We start from the raw sequence: 16,447 nt of genomic DNA, 5'->3' as shown, positions 1-16,447 counted from the left end.
GTTTATGCAATCTCTATCTGATCAAGATTCTGATGTATATCAACTTTTAGCCGAAGAAAAAGAGCGTCAAAATGATAATTTAGAACTTATTGCTTCCGAAAATTTTGCATCACGAGCCGTCATGGAAGCAATGGGATCTACGCTGACTAATAAGTACGCCGAGGGGCTGCCCGGAAAACGATATTACGGCGGCTGTGAAGTTGTGGACAAAGTTGAAGAGCTTGCCCGTGAACGAGCTAAAAAACTTTTCGGAGCATCCTGGGTAAATGTGCAACCTCACTCAGGAGCCCAGGCAAATGCCGCAATCTATCTCACTTTTATGAAACCCGGTGAAACGCTCTTGGGACTCGACCTTTCGCACGGTGGACACTTGACCCATGGGTCGCCCGTCAACTTTTCCGGAATCCTGTATAACTCTGAATTCTACGGCGTTGACAAAGAAACGGGCCGCATAGACCTGGAAGAAGTACGAAAAAAAGCCAAAGAGGTTCAGCCAAAACTTATTTCGATCGGAGCCTCTGCCTATCCCCGCGATTTTGACTACAAGGCATTTCGCGAAATTGCTGATGAAGTTGGAGCCTATCTGTGGATGGATATGGCACACACTGCCGGACTTATCGCCGCAGGCTTACTAAATAATCCTCTACCCCACTGCCATGTTGTTACCACAACCACCCACAAAACGTTACGTGGTCCGCGCGGGGGAATGATACTGCTTGGAGAAGATGGAAAAAACACGCTGGGTGTAACGGCTCGAAAATCAGGGCGAACCAAAAACTGGAGTGAAATACTCGATTCCGGCGTTTTCCCGGGAACGCAAGGTGGGCCGCTTATGCATGTAATTGCATCAAAAGCTGTCTCTTTTAAAGAAGCACTGCAAGACGATTTTAAATCGTATCAAAAGAAGGTGCAAGCAAATACCAAAGCAATGGGCGATACCTTGATGGAGATGGGATACGACCTGGTAAGCAACGGTACGGACAATCATCTTATCCTTGTCGACCTCCGCAACAAAGGGTTAACGGGTAAAATTGCCGAAGAAGCGCTGGAAAAAGCAAATATTACGCTCAACAAAAATATGGTACCCTTCGATACCGAAAGTCCGTTTGTAACTTCGGGTATTCGTATTGGATCCCCGGCCATGACTACCCGTGGATTTGGAACCGACGAGTTTAAGACAATCGCTGAACTGATCGATAAAGTACTGCAAGATCCGGAAAATGAATCCGTCATCAAAAAAGTGAAAGGCCAAGTCTCCGAGCTCTGTGATTCATTTCCACTTTATGATTTCGTAACTGCATAGAAATTGTCCCATACCTTTTATGACTGAAGAGCGCCAAATAATGACCGGGGATTTACCCGAAGCCAAAAAACCTAAAGATCGTACCGCCAACATGTCATTCCTGGATCATCTCGAGGAACTCCGGTGGCGACTCATTAAGGGGCTTGGCGGTATTGGTATAGGTATGATTATCGCTTTTTTCATTGGCGATTTTCTTGTTGCGGAAGTTATGCTGGGGCCAACCCACTCGAACTTTTTTGTGTATCAGCTTCTCGGCATTGATGCTATCGACCTCACCATCCAAAGCCGAAAACTGCCCGGGCAATTTTTTACCTACTGGGGCACACTTATCGTTTTTGGAGGCATTCTGGGATCCCCCATTCTCTTTTATCAACTCTGGTCATTTATAGAGCCGGCCATGGAAAAATCAGAAAAATGGAAATCAATTGGCCATAGTGCATTCATCACCTTCTTTTTTCTGCTGGGCGTAGCATTTGGATACTTCATTCTTGTTCCCTTTGCCCTTCAGTTTTTTAGTCAGTTTCAAATATCTGATGCCATCCACAACGATTTCGACATTAACGAGTATTTCAGCTCGCTTACAATGTGGGTGTTATCATGCGGTATAATCTTTCAACTGCCGGTACTAAGCTACTTCTTTTCAAAATTCGGATTACTTACCCCCGAATTTCTAAAGCAATACCGACGACATGCCATCATTTCCTGTTTCGTTCTCTCGGCCTTTTTAACGCCTCCTGATCCCGTTTCGCAAGTGCTTATAGCAATTCCATTGGTATTGCTTTTCCAGCTTTCTATATGGATCAGTAAATTAGGGGTTCGCAAACGCAACAAAGAGCTGGAAAAAGCGTTTAGTGACGGGTAAGGACTCAAATATTTTGTTTTCCTGTGCACTGTAAATACGTTACCTTTAACGCTATTAAAATAAGCGTAGACAGAATTTACAACTACCTCAATACAATCAGATTATAAATAGTATCGTATCGATGAGATTTTTTAGCAAATTACCTTTTCTGCTGTTTCTACTACTCATTTCTTCAGCACTTCTTATTCAGGGTTGCAGCGATGATAACAACAGGCCAACCGGACCTGATTACAGTTTCGTACCTGATGCCTATAATTTATCAGAAGCAGATTCTACCTATACCAAAGAAGGGGAAGTTGAAATATATATCATTGAAGAAGGCATTTGCCCCGGAGGAATCGAAAAATATTGTACCGTTCAACCGGTTGACCAGATAAGTGTAAAGTACACAGGTCGTATTTTTGATGGTGGAACCGGCGAAGGTGAAATCTTTGAAAGCACCTATGCTGATAGCAATACCACTTCCGCAATTATAACAAATCTCACTCCCAATTCAACTCAGCAACAGACAGCACAAATTGAAGGCTTTCGTCGCGGACTGTTAGGGATGAAAGAAGGGGAAAAAAGAGTCATTATTGTTCCCCCATCATTGGGATATAATGACAACCGACCAGGAGTTAATGGCATGGATCTAAGAGATGAAACTCTTCGTTACGACGTGAAGCTAACCGGTTTATAACAACTCACATCTTTATAAAATATATTCCCTGGAAATCTTGGGATTGATACTCGTCAATATTTCATAAGGGATGGTATCAATTTTTGATGCCCAATCGCGTGCATTGCTTTCGGTATAAAGTAACTCAACAGGAGTCCCGGTTTTATACTGGTCATCACCCAGAAAAACCATACAATAATTCATAGTTATAGTTCCCACCAACGGATATACTACGCCATCAATTCGTACCGTCAATTCCTCTGATAAACTTCGTTTGAGACCGTCATCATATCCCACGGGAATAATCCCCAAATTTCCATCTGCAGGAGCCTGCCATGTCGCCCCATAACTTACGGTGCTTTGCTCAATAATAGGTTTTACTTGCACAAGCTTTGAGTTCCACTGAAGTATAGGACTAATCCCCTCAATATCCGTTTTGCCGGGGGCATAACCATAAAGGCCAATACCCAGACGAACCATATCAAACTGCTCACTTGAATAAAAAGCGGTAGCACCGGTATTGGCAATATGTGCTGATAATTCTTGGGGAAACTGCTCTCGAATAGTTGTAAACAAACGATGCTGTTCAGTAACAAAGTCCGACCCCGGACTATCCGCTGTTGCAAAATGGCTGTACAAACCAGTGCAAAATAAATTGTTATTTTCCTCCATCAGCGATAAGACGTGTTCCGCTTCTTCTGGTGCAAATCCCAAACGACCCATGCCCGTATCAAAATTGAGGTGATACGAAGTTCCATTGGGTAGCCAATCGAAATGTTCTTTGGCACTCACCGTAGCCGTTAGATTATGTACCCTGTATTGTGATGCTGTCGTTTTCTGTGGAACCTCAAAAACAAGAATAGGCTTCGTTATATCTTGCTTACGCAGTTCTATACCTTCGTGGATATCATTAACAGCAAAAGCCTCTACCATGGGTTCCAGCGTGCCGGCCACCTCTACAGCTCCATGTCCATAGGCATCCGCCTTAACCACAGACATAACACGAGTATCTTCATCTAAATACGAGCGCAGCGTCTGTAAATTTTGTTTGAGCTGTGAAAGATTAATCTCAACTGTAGCATTCGATTTCTGAATCATAAAAGCCGTACGATTATATATTAAACCAGGATTTCTTTGTATCTTTTAAAATTACATTTGCAGCATTATATCCTGCTGCACCAAAAACGCCACCTCCGGGATGACATGATGCCGATGATAAATATAGGTTCTCAATAGGAGTTTTATACTCACTCATTTCGGGAATGGGACGAAACATAAACATTTGATCAAAACTCATCTCTACGTGCATTACGTTCCCACGCAATAATCCATGCTTGCGTTCGATATCAAGCGGCGACTGTATATACCAATCGATAAGCTTGTCTTCCATATTCGGCGCATAACGTGTCACTACATCATAAATTTTTTGTGCTTCCCGTTCTCGAATATCATCCCAATGCAAGTCATCCTGCAGTTGATAGGGATGCCACTGCGCCCACGCAAAAAGGGTATGCCCCCCACTGGGAGCCACATCGGGATCAATTTGCGAAAACGTCATCGCCAATACAGCAGGATCTGTCGGAGGCTTTTTCTGCAGATAATCACCAATAGCATCATTCATATACTGAACCGAAGGTGCCAGCAGCTGCATTCCGTTATGAATATAGGGATCATCCGAACAGGCAGTGTATCGCGGCAGCTCCTCTACGGCACAGCGGATAACCATCCCAAAACCATTGCCAACATTAATGTTTTCTACCTTTTCATAGGTAGAACTCGGCAGATGGTCACGACCCACCAGCTTCATCATGGTCGTTTGTACATGAGCATTGGAAATAATAGTATCGGCCCGATATGCTCTTCCTTCCGTCTGAACACCCAGAGCTTTTTCATCTTCAATAATAATTTCCTCAACAGGAGATCCGGTAATGATTTCCCCGCCGTGGGCTTCAATAAATCGGGCCATCGCCTGCGTTAACATTCCACTGCCGCCGCGCGGATGCTTGGCTCCACTCTGGTGCAACATCGATTGCCACCCGGCAAAGTCGCCCGTAGCGGGATGATCGGGGGTTGGTCCCGACTGTGCTGCAAACCACGTCAATGCTGCCTTCATATGCGGATTTTCAAACGCATCATCAACCACTTTACCATAGCTGCTCAGTATTTTCTGAAGACCGCCAAGCTGCTTTCCTTTTTCGAACATTCTGCCATCACGAATCTGTCCCTTTGCAACTTCAGTAACAATATTTTTTCCGCTGGGCGGGACCATAAACGCTTTCAGAACCCCCTTGTTGATACGTCCCCAAAACTCTACAAAATCCCGATAATTCTCGACATCTTCGGGGGCCACTTTGGCAATGGAATCCAGGGTACGTTCCAGGTCCTTAAAAAAATGGATAACGCCCTTTCCCTCTGGCACGGGATACGACATAATGGGATCCATTTCGATATAATCTAACCCATATTTCTCCAGTTCAAGCTCTTCCAAAATCCCGGTCTGATGAATCATAATATGCACAGATGATCCCACATCCATCCGAAATCCCTTCGGATATTTCTCAGACTTGAACATCGTCTCGGTACTCACCGCCCCTCCCAGTTGCTCCTGACGCTCAAGCACTTTAACAGAATAGCCTTCTTTGGCCAAATAACAACCTGTAACCAGACCATTATGACCTGAACCTATAATTATAACATCTTGTTTTGGCATTGTTTATAATACTTACTTTTAATAACATACTTCAAAATTTAACGTACAGGGGTTTTAACAATTCATTACCGTAATTAATTCTGAAACAATATACTTCGTTTAATTTTATGAATTTTTTCAAAACACTTATTGCTGCCACACTGGGGACACTCATCGCACTGTTGCTTATTTTCTTTGTTGGCATTATTACCATTTCAACAAGCTCTCAAGAGCCAGAGCCATATATCCAGAGTAATTCCGTACTAAAAATTTCTCTCAGCGGGATGTTGCCCAGCCAGGATTCTCAAAATCCATTGGATGAACTCTTAAATCAGTCAAAGAATGATAAGGTCTCCCTGGAAACATTGAAAGAAAATTTAGCCAAAGCCGAAGTTCACGATAATGTCGAAGGCATTTGGCTTGAAATTGATTTCATGACCGAAAGCTGGGCAAATATTCAAGAGGCACACCGACTAATTAGTGCGTTTCGGGACAGTTCTGACAAATTCATATACGCCAGTACTAATGATATTGGATATAACGAGAAGGGGTATTATTTAGCAACAGCAGCTGACTCTATCTTTGCTCCGCCGGAAACATTCTTCGAATTTGACGGGTTTTTCAGCCAGGTAACATTTTACGATGGGATGTTTGAAAAGCTGGGAATAGATGCGGAAGTCATTCGTCACGGTAAATATAAAGGTGCCGTTGAACCCTTTTTCAGAAAAAATCTATCCGATGAAAATGAATATCAACTTACCCAGATATTAAATCAAACAAGCACTACCTTTTTAGATGCAGTAAGTGCCAAAACCGGCCATTCTACCGAAGAGCTTGACCAACTGCTAAACGGTCAACCTAACTTAACTTCCCAGTTCGGTTTTGAAAATCAGCTGATAGACTCTCTTGTCTATACGGATGAGTTAGTTGCTCATATAGAAAACAGAATAGGCCTTGATGAAAGTGCTTCTATAAATACCGTCAACTTTAACCGCTATTCAAAAGTTACATCATCCTCAGCCGGCCTTTCAACTCCCTCAACATCAGATAAAATTGCGGTAGTATATGCCAATGGGCCCATTATGCCAGATGTAGGTTCTAATTCCCCATTCAACAATCAGCAACAGATTACCGTCGATTTTATAGAAGAGCAGCTCGAAGAAATCCGTGAGGATGACGACATTAAGGCATTGGTCCTACGTATTAACAGTCCGGGCGGTTCAGGCAGTACTTCTGATGCAATTTGGCGCATGCTGCAAGAAACCAAGAAGGATATGCCGGTTATTGTTTCCATGGGCGGTGTTGCAGCTTCCGGTGGATATTACATAGCCATGGCCGCTGATTCTATCGTTGCAGAACCAACAACTATTACAGGATCTATAGGTGTATTCGGCACAAAATTCAATACCAGGGAATTAATGAATGACAAACTGGGCATTACCTTTGATAAGGTAAAAACCCACGAACATGCTGACTGGTTGGTTCCGACGCGGGAGTTTACGGCATCTGAGGAGAAAGCATTCCAACAGTATATCGATAACTTCTACCAAACTTTTATCACCAAAGCGGCTAAAGGAAGAAACATGGAAGTTGGTCAGATGGACGAACTTGCCCAAGGACGTGTTTGGGTTGGGGCTGATGCCTATGAAAATGGCTTGGTTGATAAGTTAGGCGGCCTCGAAAAAGCACTGAGCTTAGCAGCTAAAAAAGCCGAGATCAGTGATTACAAAATTGCCAAATATCCTGAACCTAAAACAATTTACGAACTATTTATGGGATCAGCTGCAACACAGGCCAAAGCATTTTTACCCAGCAGCTGGATTTTTTCTAATGAGATGCAAAACATTGAACAGCAGTTTTCGGTCCTCAAGCGTCGCGATGCATTAACATTATTTCCATACGAAATTAGTATTCAATAAATACCCGACATGGATATTGGTTCTTTCACCGTAGAAGTCCTAAGCGAAGGGCATTTTGAGCTTTTCAAGGATGGACACATCAATCGATCTGTAAGAACTGCACATTCGACTTCAACCCCCAAAGATCCCAGCAATAGCCACACGGCTATGGTTGGGATCAACCCGGTTTTAGTACAATCAGGAGATCAAAATATCCTGCTCGATACCGGTCTGGGCTGGGGATTGGATGCGGGCAGCCAATATACCGATGTTTCTAACGTATGCACCAATCTGCGCATATTTGGATTAACACCCGGGGATATCACTCATGTCATTCTAACCCATTTGCATTACGATCACGCCGCTGGCTCCTCCTATACTGATGCCGAAGCCAAAACAAAACCTACTTTCCCAAATGCTACCTACTATGTACACCAGCAGGAGTGGGACTTTGCTCTTAAAAAAAGTAAAGGGCAACAACTATCATACACCGAACGCTATCGTTTGGATGATCTTTACCGATTGATTAGTGATGACCGAATCTCTTTTTTATCTGGTGATATTACAGAAATCATGGAAGGTATTACCCTCGTAAAAACAGGTGGGCATACGCCCGGACATCAAATTGTAATTCTCGAAAGCGACGGGGAAAAAGCCTACTATATGGGAGATTTGCTACCGACTGAATATCAGCTTAATGAATATGCCATGGAAAAAGCAGATATTTATCCCCTCGAAGCCAAAAAAAAGAAGGTTCGGCTTCTGCAACAGGTCTGTAATGAAAAAGCCCTATTGCTATTCTATCACTCGGGAAATGGCCAAGCAGGACATCTATTTAAAGATGATGATAAAAAATATGTATTAGCTAAACAGCTTCCCTTATAGAGTTGGCTATTTGTTCATGGAAAGCAAGAATTCTTCGTTGTCTTCAGTGCCTTTCATCTTATCAAGGACAAATTCCATCGCTTCAAAACTATTCATGCGGTTTAGATAACGACGTAAGAGTACCACTTTTTCATGTTCCGCTTCGGGCACAATAAGTTCTTCGCGCCGCGTTCCACTCTTAAAGATATCCATTGCCGGGTAAATTCTGCGCTCAGATAGGTTACGGTCGAGCACAATTTCCATGTTACCGGTACCTTTAAACTCCTCAAAAATAAGATCATCCATGCGAGAACCGGTCTGAACCAGCGCTGTAGCAAGAATGGAAAGGCTACCCCCATTTTCAATATTGCGGGCTGAACTAAACAACTGACGCGGCGCTTTTAGCGCTTCTGAATCTATACCACCCGACATTGTTCGCCCAGATGACGGCTGGCAAATATTGTATGCTCGCGCCAAGCGTGTGATAGAGTCCATCAAAACCAATACATCGTGGCCGCTTTCTACAAGACGCTTACTTTTCTCAAAAACGATCTCAGAAAGACCAATATGATTTTCCGGCTTTTCATCAAACGTAGATGCTACCACTTCTGCATTTTCTACACTGCGCTCCATTTCTGTTACTTCCTCGGGACGCTCGTCAATGAGCAGAATGATAATCTTTGTTTCTGGATTGTTCTCATTGACAGCATTTGCAATATTACGCAGAATAGTCGTTTTACCCGTTTTAGGTTGTGCAACAATGAGACCGCGCTGTCCCTTTCCCATCGGCGTAAACAAATCCAGAGCACGCGTAGTATATTCTGTTGGGTTATGCTCCAGCTTAAATCGTTCTTCGGGATAAATCGGCATAAGGTCTTCAAATTCCTCACGGTTATCCATATCATGAGGGATTTTCCCATTCACCCCATCCACGCGCAGAAGGGCAAAATATCGTTCTCCTACTTTGGGCGGACGAATAATACCAATTACACAATCGCCCTGCCTAAGCCGGAAGCGTTTTATCTGAGATGGTGATACATAAATATCATCGGGACTGGCTTTATAATTATAATTCACCGATCGTAGAAAACCGTATCCGTCAGGAAGAATTTCGAGCGTTCCCTCCTGTATCAGATATGGACCTAATTCGGGCTGAATCTCAGCCAACCGTTCATCAAGTGTCGGCGCATCCGATTCGGGCAGGATATCATGTACGCTTTTTTTCTTCTTTTTCTTACCCCTGTTATTGTCGGAGTGCCCGGAATTATTTCGATCACCATTATTATTTGATGGTCGATCATTGGAATCAGTATCCAACTCTCCCCGAGCTCTTGCTTTATCACGCACTGATTGGGTAATACGATTAATCAGTTCTTGCTTCCGCAAGTCTGACACCGAACTTAATCCCTGTTCACGGGCTAAATAACGAAGTTCCTTAACTGTTTTTTCCTGAAGAGTATCTATTTCTTCAAGAGAAACTCCATCGGTTTGGTAATCCGACATAATCTTCTTCTTTCTATTTTAAATATGAAAATGGGTTACGATGAATAAAATGATCCTATAATCTTTTGCCAGAAGCTATAGAGAATAGATCTACGCTGTAAAAGGGAGCAAATCCAGGCAGATATGAATTATTGGTTTAAAGCAAAATTTGAAACCCAGCCCCGAACTGTTTCATAAAAGTAAAAACTTCCTGAAAAAATAACTAATTCCGAATCAAAATCGTCTTGCATTATTTTTCTTCGATCTTCATCAGAAACAGGAAAGGGATTTGCCTTAGGCAACCACTGCTTAATATCGTCAAAAGTTGCTGCCCGTTCAAGGTCCAAGGGATAATAATAGATATTTTTGAATTCTAAAAATTCTGTCATCACTTCCTTCCGAATTTTATCTCTCATCAATGAAAGCACCAATGTTGCATTCTCTATATCTCCTATCGTTTTTACTGATCCTTTTAAAGCCTTTACAGCCTCCAGGTTATGCCCCCCATCGAAATACCACTGTTCCCCGTAAACAAGTCTCTCAAACCTTCCAAAGCCGGTTTTAACACATTTCAGACCACTGATAAAATCCTCTTTTGTTATTGTATACTCATCCCCAATAGCAGAACAAATTTGCCATGCAGTTGCTATATTTTTTGCCTGTATCGGGGAAGTTAAATTACTGGAAATATCAATTATCGTATCATTATCCGTTAACCTATAACGACCTGACTTTATATATTCCGGATTTAAGTCATCAATTGTAAATAACGGACACTCTTTTTGTTCGGCGATTTCAATAATTTCGTTTTCGGCCTCCTTGGGTAGATCTCCTATCACTACTGGACACTGGTCCTTTATAATACCACCTTTTTCTCTCGCGATTTCGGTAATACTATCCCCAAGAATATCGGTATGATCCAGCGAAATACTGGTTATCACGCTTACTTCCGGCTCGATGATATTAGTAGCATCTAACCGGCCTCCGAGACCTACTTCAACACAGGCTATATCTATTTTAGAGCGTGCAAACCACCAAAAAGCAATCGCCGTACTTATTTCAAAATAGGTTAGCTTATATTTTTCGATGTGATCTATATAAGTATTAAAAAACAGCAAAAGCTCTTCGTCTGAAATAACATCATTATTTATACGAAAACGCTCGTTAAACGTAATAATATGCGGTGAAGTATACACTCCTACCTTGTACCCTCCTTTTTGCAATACAGAAGCCAATATATTGCATGTACTCCCCTTTCCATTTGTTCCCCCAACATGAATTGAATCAAATTCTTTGTGCGGATTACCAATAACATCGCAAAAGTTTCTAAAACGGGATAGACCAAATTTAGCGGCAGAAGACCCTTTGGATTGAAATTTAGGTATGCTTTCGAGATACTCCCGAACGGATTCTGGAGAGGTAAAACTCATTACGACTTAATTAATCGTTTTAATTTCGTTCTTAGAAAAAAGCTCTTTACTTTGCCAAGCCCAAACATGGCTGCCATATACTATGATTTATAACTCGTTAGTTAAATCACTTTTATTCAAGCTTGACGCCGAGCAAGCGCATTCTACCATCCATCGCTTTGCTGAGACAGCATCGGATAGTAGCGCGCTTAAAGCCTTGGCAAAGAGCTTATACAATTATCAATCTGCAAAATTAAGTCAACAAATATGGGGATTAACATTTAGAAATCCTATTGGACTGGCCGCAGGCTTCGATAAAAATGGACAAATTCCGGAAATAATGGAAGCACTGGGCTTCGGTTTTGTAGAAGTAGGCAGCATTACCGCCAATCCTAATACCGGAAATCCCAAGCCCCGAGCTTTTCGCTTACCCAAAGATCGCGCAATTATCAACAGGATGGGACTGAATAATGATGGAGCTCAAACTGTTGTAAAACGCTTAAAAAATAAAAAACTATCTATTCCCCTGGGAATAAATATCGCTAAAACACATGATCCCAAAATCATGGGGGATGCAGCCATTCAGGATTATGTACAGAGCTTCACCGAAGCCAAAAAAGTGGCTGACTATATTACTGTTAACATTTCGTGTCCCAATACCGCAAAGGGAAAAACATTTGAAGATCCCTCAGCGTTGGATGAGTTGCTTTCTGCCCTTAAAATACGTGATGATGCTCGCGTTGTACCAACAACCGTAAAATTCTCTTCTGATCTCACCAAAGATCAGCTCTTGCAGCTCTTGGAAATATGCGAAAACCATCGCATCCACGGATATGTCGCATGCAACACTTCCTCATCACGTAATGGATTACAAACAAACGACGCAGAGCTCGATGATATTGGTCAGGGCGGTCTTAGCGGAAAGCCTATTGCCAACAAAAGTGTTCAAATTGTCGAATGGATCAGTGAGGCGACCAAAGGACAAAAACCAATCATTGGAGTTGGAGGTATCAATAATTTTAATACGGCTCTTAAAATGTTATTAGCCGGCGCAGATTTACTCCAAATGTATACCGGACTTATTTATGAAGGCCCAGGGTTGGTGAAATCGATTAACCGCCAGCTGTTACACGAACTGGAAGAGCTGAATATCAAATCCATCCATCAGCTGGTCAAAGCAATCGACTAACGCTGGATGGGGAAGGATATCCGGCATGTAACGTCATCAGAGACTTGCTCTGCCTCTAATGGGGCAAACTGCAAGTGTTGCTCAAAAGCATCTTCAAAAGCTTTTTCTATACCCAGAGAGGTTTTTTGTGAGATTAACTCATATAATCTGACTTCGCCCTGCTTTGTCACCGTAAACGAATAGGTCACACTACCTGACACTGACATGCCCTGTAACTTTTCAGGATAGGTAACCTGCGATAAAAACGATTCCATGCTTGGTTCTACACTCAGCGAAACTCCCAGATCTTTACAGGTCGCATGTTCTTGTGATTTCGATTGTTGCTCTTCCAACAGTTTTCTCAACTTATCCACCCTTTGCTGCTGTTGGGCATTGGGAAATGTAGTATCAAACTGCTGAATAGCAAATCGCACACTATCCCAGGCAGCACCGGAAAACTGTAGCTGGGCTTCCAATGCAGATGATGTTGTAACTGAATCGACCCGTGACGTATCACTCAAATCATCCGATAAAGGATGTTTGTAGGTACAGTCGATAAAACTGCTATTATTTTTCGCCTGTTCGATATAAGCTTCGATCGATTGGTAAAATATATTTGGAGCCATATCAGAGGAGCGATTATTCAGTGCCAATTTTCTCAACTTTAATGGTTTCTGTGCTGTCGTATCCTCTAAATGACGATAATACTGATCTAATAATTTTGCAGTCGTATCCTGCTTAAAAGTACCCTCCAAAGCATCTCCCAGCCTAATATCTACCCTCCGTGCATACCTTGTTTTGGGATATTTTTCTCGAATAGTTTCTCCCCAATACTGAAGACTATCAGTATTATTCTCAGTAGAAAATATTTCAAAAAGGGAATACATGGCCGGAGGATGCAGCTCTTTGGCAACATCATTTTCGAGAACCTTGTGAAAATAGTGGCGGGCACTATCAGGCATATTCAAATTCAGGAATAATAAATTGCCCAAATTATATTGTGCATTGGCCTTCTCTGTTCTTAGCTGATTTTTTTGCTCGTCGGTTCGAGGTATTTCCTCAATATTCAGCTCTATAACCGATTCTGTATTTTCTAAATCATTTACTGATTTGTTATTGTCAATCACTTCAAAATCCACTTGTCTTTCTGTCCCCCTAATCGCCTCTGCTCTTCGCCAGTTATCAACAAGCGGACGATCGCCCCACCGTAATCTAAACTGTGTTTTATATTGCCTTACCAGCTCAGCATTTTTGTAATTGAGATAACCGTATCTGGCAGGGATATCAGAAGTACCCTCACCTTCTACTCCTCTCATTCCGGTATTGGCAATAACCGTTGATTTCTCTCCTTCATCCTCTTCCAGCTCGCGCTGCTTTTGCATTCGTATGGCAGTCAGCGCAGAGTCCAGCTCCTGTTCTGAAAGGGAGCCCAGCTTCAACAAGCTATCTGCTCGGGTTATTGAGTTTTGCAGTTCGGTATATTTTCCATAGGTATCCGCTAATTCGCGCGGATTTTCTGAATCGCTGCCGGATGGCGAAGAGCTTTTAATCGTGGAGGAAGAATCAAAATAAGCAGCTGCCACCTGATACTGATCATATTGATCGCTATAAATTTTACCCAGCCGAAAATAAATATCCGCTTTTAAAGCACGTGGCTGCTGTTGGCTCTCAGAACCATGCAAAATATTTTTAAACATTTTTTCGGCCTGTTGGTGTTCTCCAATCATCTCATGTGTTCTGGCTATTTCAAACAAAAGTTGTCCCCGCCGGTCAAGGTTTTTATCATCATTTCGCAAGGTTTGAAAAATATCGAGCGCCAAATCAAATCGTTTGCCCTTTCGGGCAATATCACCCTGTTTAAATTGTGACCAATAGAGATATTCAAAGTCGGGAAAATTATTTTCAACCTCTCTAAAAGCATTAAAAGCCTCCCCATATCGCTCCTGCCGCTCCAATACCTGTCCAAGTAAAAAATATGTTCGCCCAAGCAGCGGTTTCTCTTGAATATTTGCAGTCGCATCAAATAAATAGCCAACCGCTTCGTCCCAGTTTTCCAGCATGGCGTGGTGCTGACCAGCCAGTGCCTGTATCTCTCCCCTGTATTTTTGAGGCCACTTCGCGGGATATTGTTCAAGCTCAGACTCAACAAAACTCACTCCGGCTGTATACTGCTTTAAGTCAAGCTGTGTCCTGCTTTTCCAAATTATGGAAAGCGAAATCATTTCGGAAGAAGAGCCGACATTCATCAGTTCTTCAAACTTTTGGAGGGCCGGATAAAACTCCTGCCGGTAATAATTTGATTTCCCAATCAGTAGAATAGCGTCATCCACCCATTTCGATTCCGGAAACTTGCGCAACACCCGTGCTCCTTTATCAATCGCATTTTGGAAATCATCGTAACCGGCTTTATTGGGGGCAGCATGGATACGAACCGGTGAAGAAGGATCAATGGTAACAGGCTGGTTATTGACTTTTTTTAACCCTGATTTAAAGCTCTCCCGGGCATTATAAAAGGTATTATAATAAGCCGTAAAGTTATTCCAGGAACTTTTCAGGGAACTCCCACATCCCACTAAAAATATACCTGTCAACAGTATTAGAAGAAACTTCCTCAACGTTTAATCATTTATTTCTGTTAGTCGATCGTACTCACCTTGATCATATTCGTCCGACCTTTTTTTGCGATTGGCATACCCGTGGCAATTATAGCACGGTCATCCCTATTCACAAATCCATGGTTTTTGAGATGTTCTTCCATCAACTTTACACTTTTGTCCGTATCAAATATCTCATCAATTTTTATGGGCTGTACTCCCCAAACCATTCCTAACTGTTGACGTACTTCATCGCTCTCGGTAAATGCCACAATGGGCACCCGCGGCCGGAACTTTGCAATACGTCGAGCGGTACTGCCGGAATGAGTAATGGTGCTGATAACCCTTGCATCCACATTTTCGGCTAACATAACACAAGAATAGGCCAATGATTCAATCACCTGTTTTTCCTTCCATTCAGGTTTGCGATACTCCAGGCTGTTATAAATATGATCGGCATTTTTTTCAACCAAGCCACAAATTTTATCCATTGTTTTAACAGCCTCCACCGGATATTCACCCGCAGCCGTTTCCCCGGAAAGCATAACTGCATCGGTCCCGTCGAGTACTGCATTTGCTACATCGGAACTTTCAGCACGCGTTGGGCGGGGGTTTTCGATCATTGAGTCGAGCATTTGTGTAGCGGTAATCACCGGTTTGCCAGCCTGTCGGCATTTATCAATAATATTTTTTTGCACCATGGGAACCTTTTCACTGGCAATTTCTATCCCAAGATCACCTCGGGCAACCATAATACCGCTCGACTCTTCAATGATATCGTCGATAACCGTTATCGCTTCGGGTTTCTCAATCTTTGCAATAATACCAGCATTGGAACCTTTGGCGCGGACCCTGGAAATAACCTCCTGAATATCATCAGCCGTACGAACAAACGACATAGCCACATAGTCCACATCTTGTGAAACCGCATACTCAAGATCTTTAATATCCTTTTTGGTCAGCGAAGCCATCGACAAATCAACATCCGGTAAATTAAGTCCCTTGCGCGACTTTAATAATCCGCCGACAACTACCTGGGCCACCAATGATGATTCATTTTTTTTGATTACCTTCAGCTCAAGCAATCCATCATCAATCAGCAGCCTGTTACCTTCTACGGCGTCACTGATCAAGCCTTTATAGTCGACAGGTATTGTTTCAGATGTACCCTCAATATCTTTGGTTGTGAGCGTAACATAGTCTCCCGATTTTACTTGCTGTCCTCCATCCTTCATCGTACCGATTCGGATTTTAGGACCCTGTAAATCTGCTATAACTGGAAGACTTACTCCATAGCGATCAGCTACTCTTCTTACATTCTGGATGACTTTGCCGTTATCTTCGTGTGTGCCATGAGAAAAATTTATTCGGGCGATGTTCATCCCATTTCTAACCAGCTTATCTATTTTCTCTTCTGTATTGCTGCTGGGGCCGAGGGTGCAAACAATTTTCGTTCGTCGTTCGCTAATACTCATTAAATTCTAATCTTTATCTGTAAAATTAACTTTGTAAGGGCTTTC

Annotated in this window: 12 protein-coding genes; 6 read left to right on the top strand and 6 right to left on the bottom strand. The window is 42.5% G+C overall.

All coding sequences use genetic code 11. The annotated features are described in order from the left end of the window. Positions 1 to 4 precede the first annotated feature (4 nt). The 3 genes from glyA to ACQ4LT_RS09465 all read left to right on the top strand — a co-directional run bounded on the left by glyA (position 5) and on the right by ACQ4LT_RS09465 (position 2,844). Positions 5 to 1,303 (top strand): serine hydroxymethyltransferase, encoded by a 1,299-nt coding sequence (glyA, locus tag ACQ4LT_RS09475; protein ID WP_445665795.1) that lies wholly within the window; start codon positions 5 to 7, stop codon positions 1,301 to 1,303. Positions 1,304 to 1,322: 19 nt separating this feature from the next. Then, positions 1,323 to 2,165, top strand: coding sequence for a twin-arginine translocase subunit TatC (gene tatC, locus ACQ4LT_RS09470; RefSeq protein ID WP_445665794.1), 843 nt, complete (start codon positions 1,323 to 1,325; stop codon positions 2,163 to 2,165). Between the two features lie 121 nt (positions 2,166 to 2,286). Continuing rightward, positions 2,287 to 2,844 (top strand): FKBP-type peptidyl-prolyl cis-trans isomerase, encoded by a 558-nt coding sequence (locus ACQ4LT_RS09465; protein ID WP_445665793.1) that lies wholly within the window; start codon positions 2,287 to 2,289, stop codon positions 2,842 to 2,844. Positions 2,845 to 2,856: 12 nt separating this feature from the next. Here the strand turns inward: ACQ4LT_RS09465 and alr are convergent, their stop codons facing one another. After that, positions 2,857 to 3,921: an alanine racemase gene (gene alr, locus ACQ4LT_RS09460; protein ID WP_445665792.1), complete on the bottom strand. Its 1,065-nt coding sequence runs from the start codon at positions 3,919 to 3,921 to the stop codon at positions 2,857 to 2,859. 13 nt (positions 3,922 to 3,934) lie between these two features. Next, the gene (locus ACQ4LT_RS09455; RefSeq protein ID WP_445665791.1) at positions 3,935 to 5,533 is read right to left on the bottom strand and encodes a phytoene desaturase family protein; all 1,599 of its coding nucleotides are present in this window, start codon (positions 5,531 to 5,533) and stop codon (positions 3,935 to 3,937) included. Between the two features lie 107 nt (positions 5,534 to 5,640). Between ACQ4LT_RS09455 and sppA the strand changes: the two genes are divergently transcribed. Further along, the gene (sppA, locus tag ACQ4LT_RS09450) at positions 5,641 to 7,431 is read left to right on the top strand and encodes a signal peptide peptidase SppA (protein WP_445665790.1); all 1,791 of its coding nucleotides are present in this window, start codon (positions 5,641 to 5,643) and stop codon (positions 7,429 to 7,431) included. 9 nt (positions 7,432 to 7,440) lie between these two features. Beyond that, a complete protein-coding gene (locus ACQ4LT_RS09445; RefSeq protein ID WP_445665789.1) occupies positions 7,441 to 8,295 on the top strand; it encodes an MBL fold metallo-hydrolase in 855 nt (284 codons plus the stop codon). A 6-nt stretch (positions 8,296 to 8,301) separates the two neighbouring features. Here ACQ4LT_RS09445 and rho read toward each other — a convergent pair whose 3' ends face one another. Next, positions 8,302 to 9,777: a transcription termination factor Rho gene (gene rho / locus ACQ4LT_RS09440; RefSeq protein ID WP_445665788.1), complete on the bottom strand. Its 1,476-nt coding sequence runs from the start codon at positions 9,775 to 9,777 to the stop codon at positions 8,302 to 8,304. Positions 9,778 to 9,905: 128 nt separating this feature from the next. Further along, on the bottom strand, positions 9,906 to 11,186 hold the full coding sequence (locus ACQ4LT_RS09435; protein WP_445665787.1) for a bifunctional folylpolyglutamate synthase/dihydrofolate synthase: 1,281 nt from the start codon (positions 11,184 to 11,186) through the stop codon (positions 9,906 to 9,908). Between the two features lie 82 nt (positions 11,187 to 11,268). Here ACQ4LT_RS09435 and ACQ4LT_RS09430 point away from each other — a divergent pair, with 82 nt between their 5' ends. Then, positions 11,269 to 12,354, top strand: a complete 1,086-nt coding sequence (locus tag ACQ4LT_RS09430; protein ID WP_445665786.1) for a quinone-dependent dihydroorotate dehydrogenase — start codon at positions 11,269 to 11,271, stop codon at positions 12,352 to 12,354. Here the strand turns inward: ACQ4LT_RS09430 and porW are convergent. After that, on the bottom strand, positions 12,351 to 14,924 hold the full coding sequence (porW, locus tag ACQ4LT_RS09425; RefSeq protein ID WP_445665785.1) for a type IX secretion system periplasmic lipoprotein PorW/SprE: 2,574 nt from the start codon (positions 14,922 to 14,924) through the stop codon (positions 12,351 to 12,353). The genes ACQ4LT_RS09430 and porW overlap by 4 nt on opposite strands. 44 nt (positions 14,925 to 14,968) lie before the next feature. Then, entirely contained in the window at positions 14,969 to 16,402 is a 1,434-nt protein-coding gene (pyk, locus tag ACQ4LT_RS09420; protein ID WP_445665784.1) for a pyruvate kinase, read from the bottom strand. Positions 16,403 to 16,447 lie beyond the last annotated feature (45 nt).

The organism is Fodinibius sp. AD559, from assembly GCF_052712805.1.
Note: the sequence above shows the minus strand (reverse complement) of the source record. Positions and strands in the feature narration are given on the sequence as shown.

What these genes read in the sequence shown, in the direction of transcription:
- ACQ4LT_RS09430 (WP_445665786.1), top strand. Translation starts at nt 11,269, where the DNA reads ATGATTTATAACTCGTTAGTTAAATCACTTTTATTCAAGCTTGACGCC.
- ACQ4LT_RS09465 (WP_445665793.1), top strand. Translation starts at nt 2,287, where the DNA reads ATGAGATTTTTTAGCAAATTACCTTTTCTGCTGTTTCTACTACTCATT.
- pyk (WP_445665784.1), bottom strand. Translation starts at nt 16,402, where the DNA reads ATGAGTATTAGCGAACGACGAACGAAAATTGTTTGCACCCTCGGCCCC.
- ACQ4LT_RS09445 (WP_445665789.1), top strand. Translation starts at nt 7,441, where the DNA reads ATGGATATTGGTTCTTTCACCGTAGAAGTCCTAAGCGAAGGGCATTTT.
- glyA (WP_445665795.1), top strand. Translation starts at nt 5, where the DNA reads ATGCAATCTCTATCTGATCAAGATTCTGATGTATATCAACTTTTAGCC.
- ACQ4LT_RS09455 (WP_445665791.1), bottom strand. Translation starts at nt 5,533, where the DNA reads ATGCCAAAACAAGATGTTATAATTATAGGTTCAGGTCATAATGGTCTG.
- sppA (WP_445665790.1), top strand. Translation starts at nt 5,641, where the DNA reads ATGAATTTTTTCAAAACACTTATTGCTGCCACACTGGGGACACTCATC.
- alr (WP_445665792.1), bottom strand. Translation starts at nt 3,921, where the DNA reads ATGATTCAGAAATCGAATGCTACAGTTGAGATTAATCTTTCACAGCTC.
- ACQ4LT_RS09435 (WP_445665787.1), bottom strand. Translation starts at nt 11,186, where the DNA reads ATGAGTTTTACCTCTCCAGAATCCGTTCGGGAGTATCTCGAAAGCATA.
- rho (WP_445665788.1), bottom strand. Translation starts at nt 9,777, where the DNA reads ATGTCGGATTACCAAACCGATGGAGTTTCTCTTGAAGAAATAGATACT.
- tatC (WP_445665794.1), top strand. Translation starts at nt 1,323, where the DNA reads ATGACTGAAGAGCGCCAAATAATGACCGGGGATTTACCCGAAGCCAAA.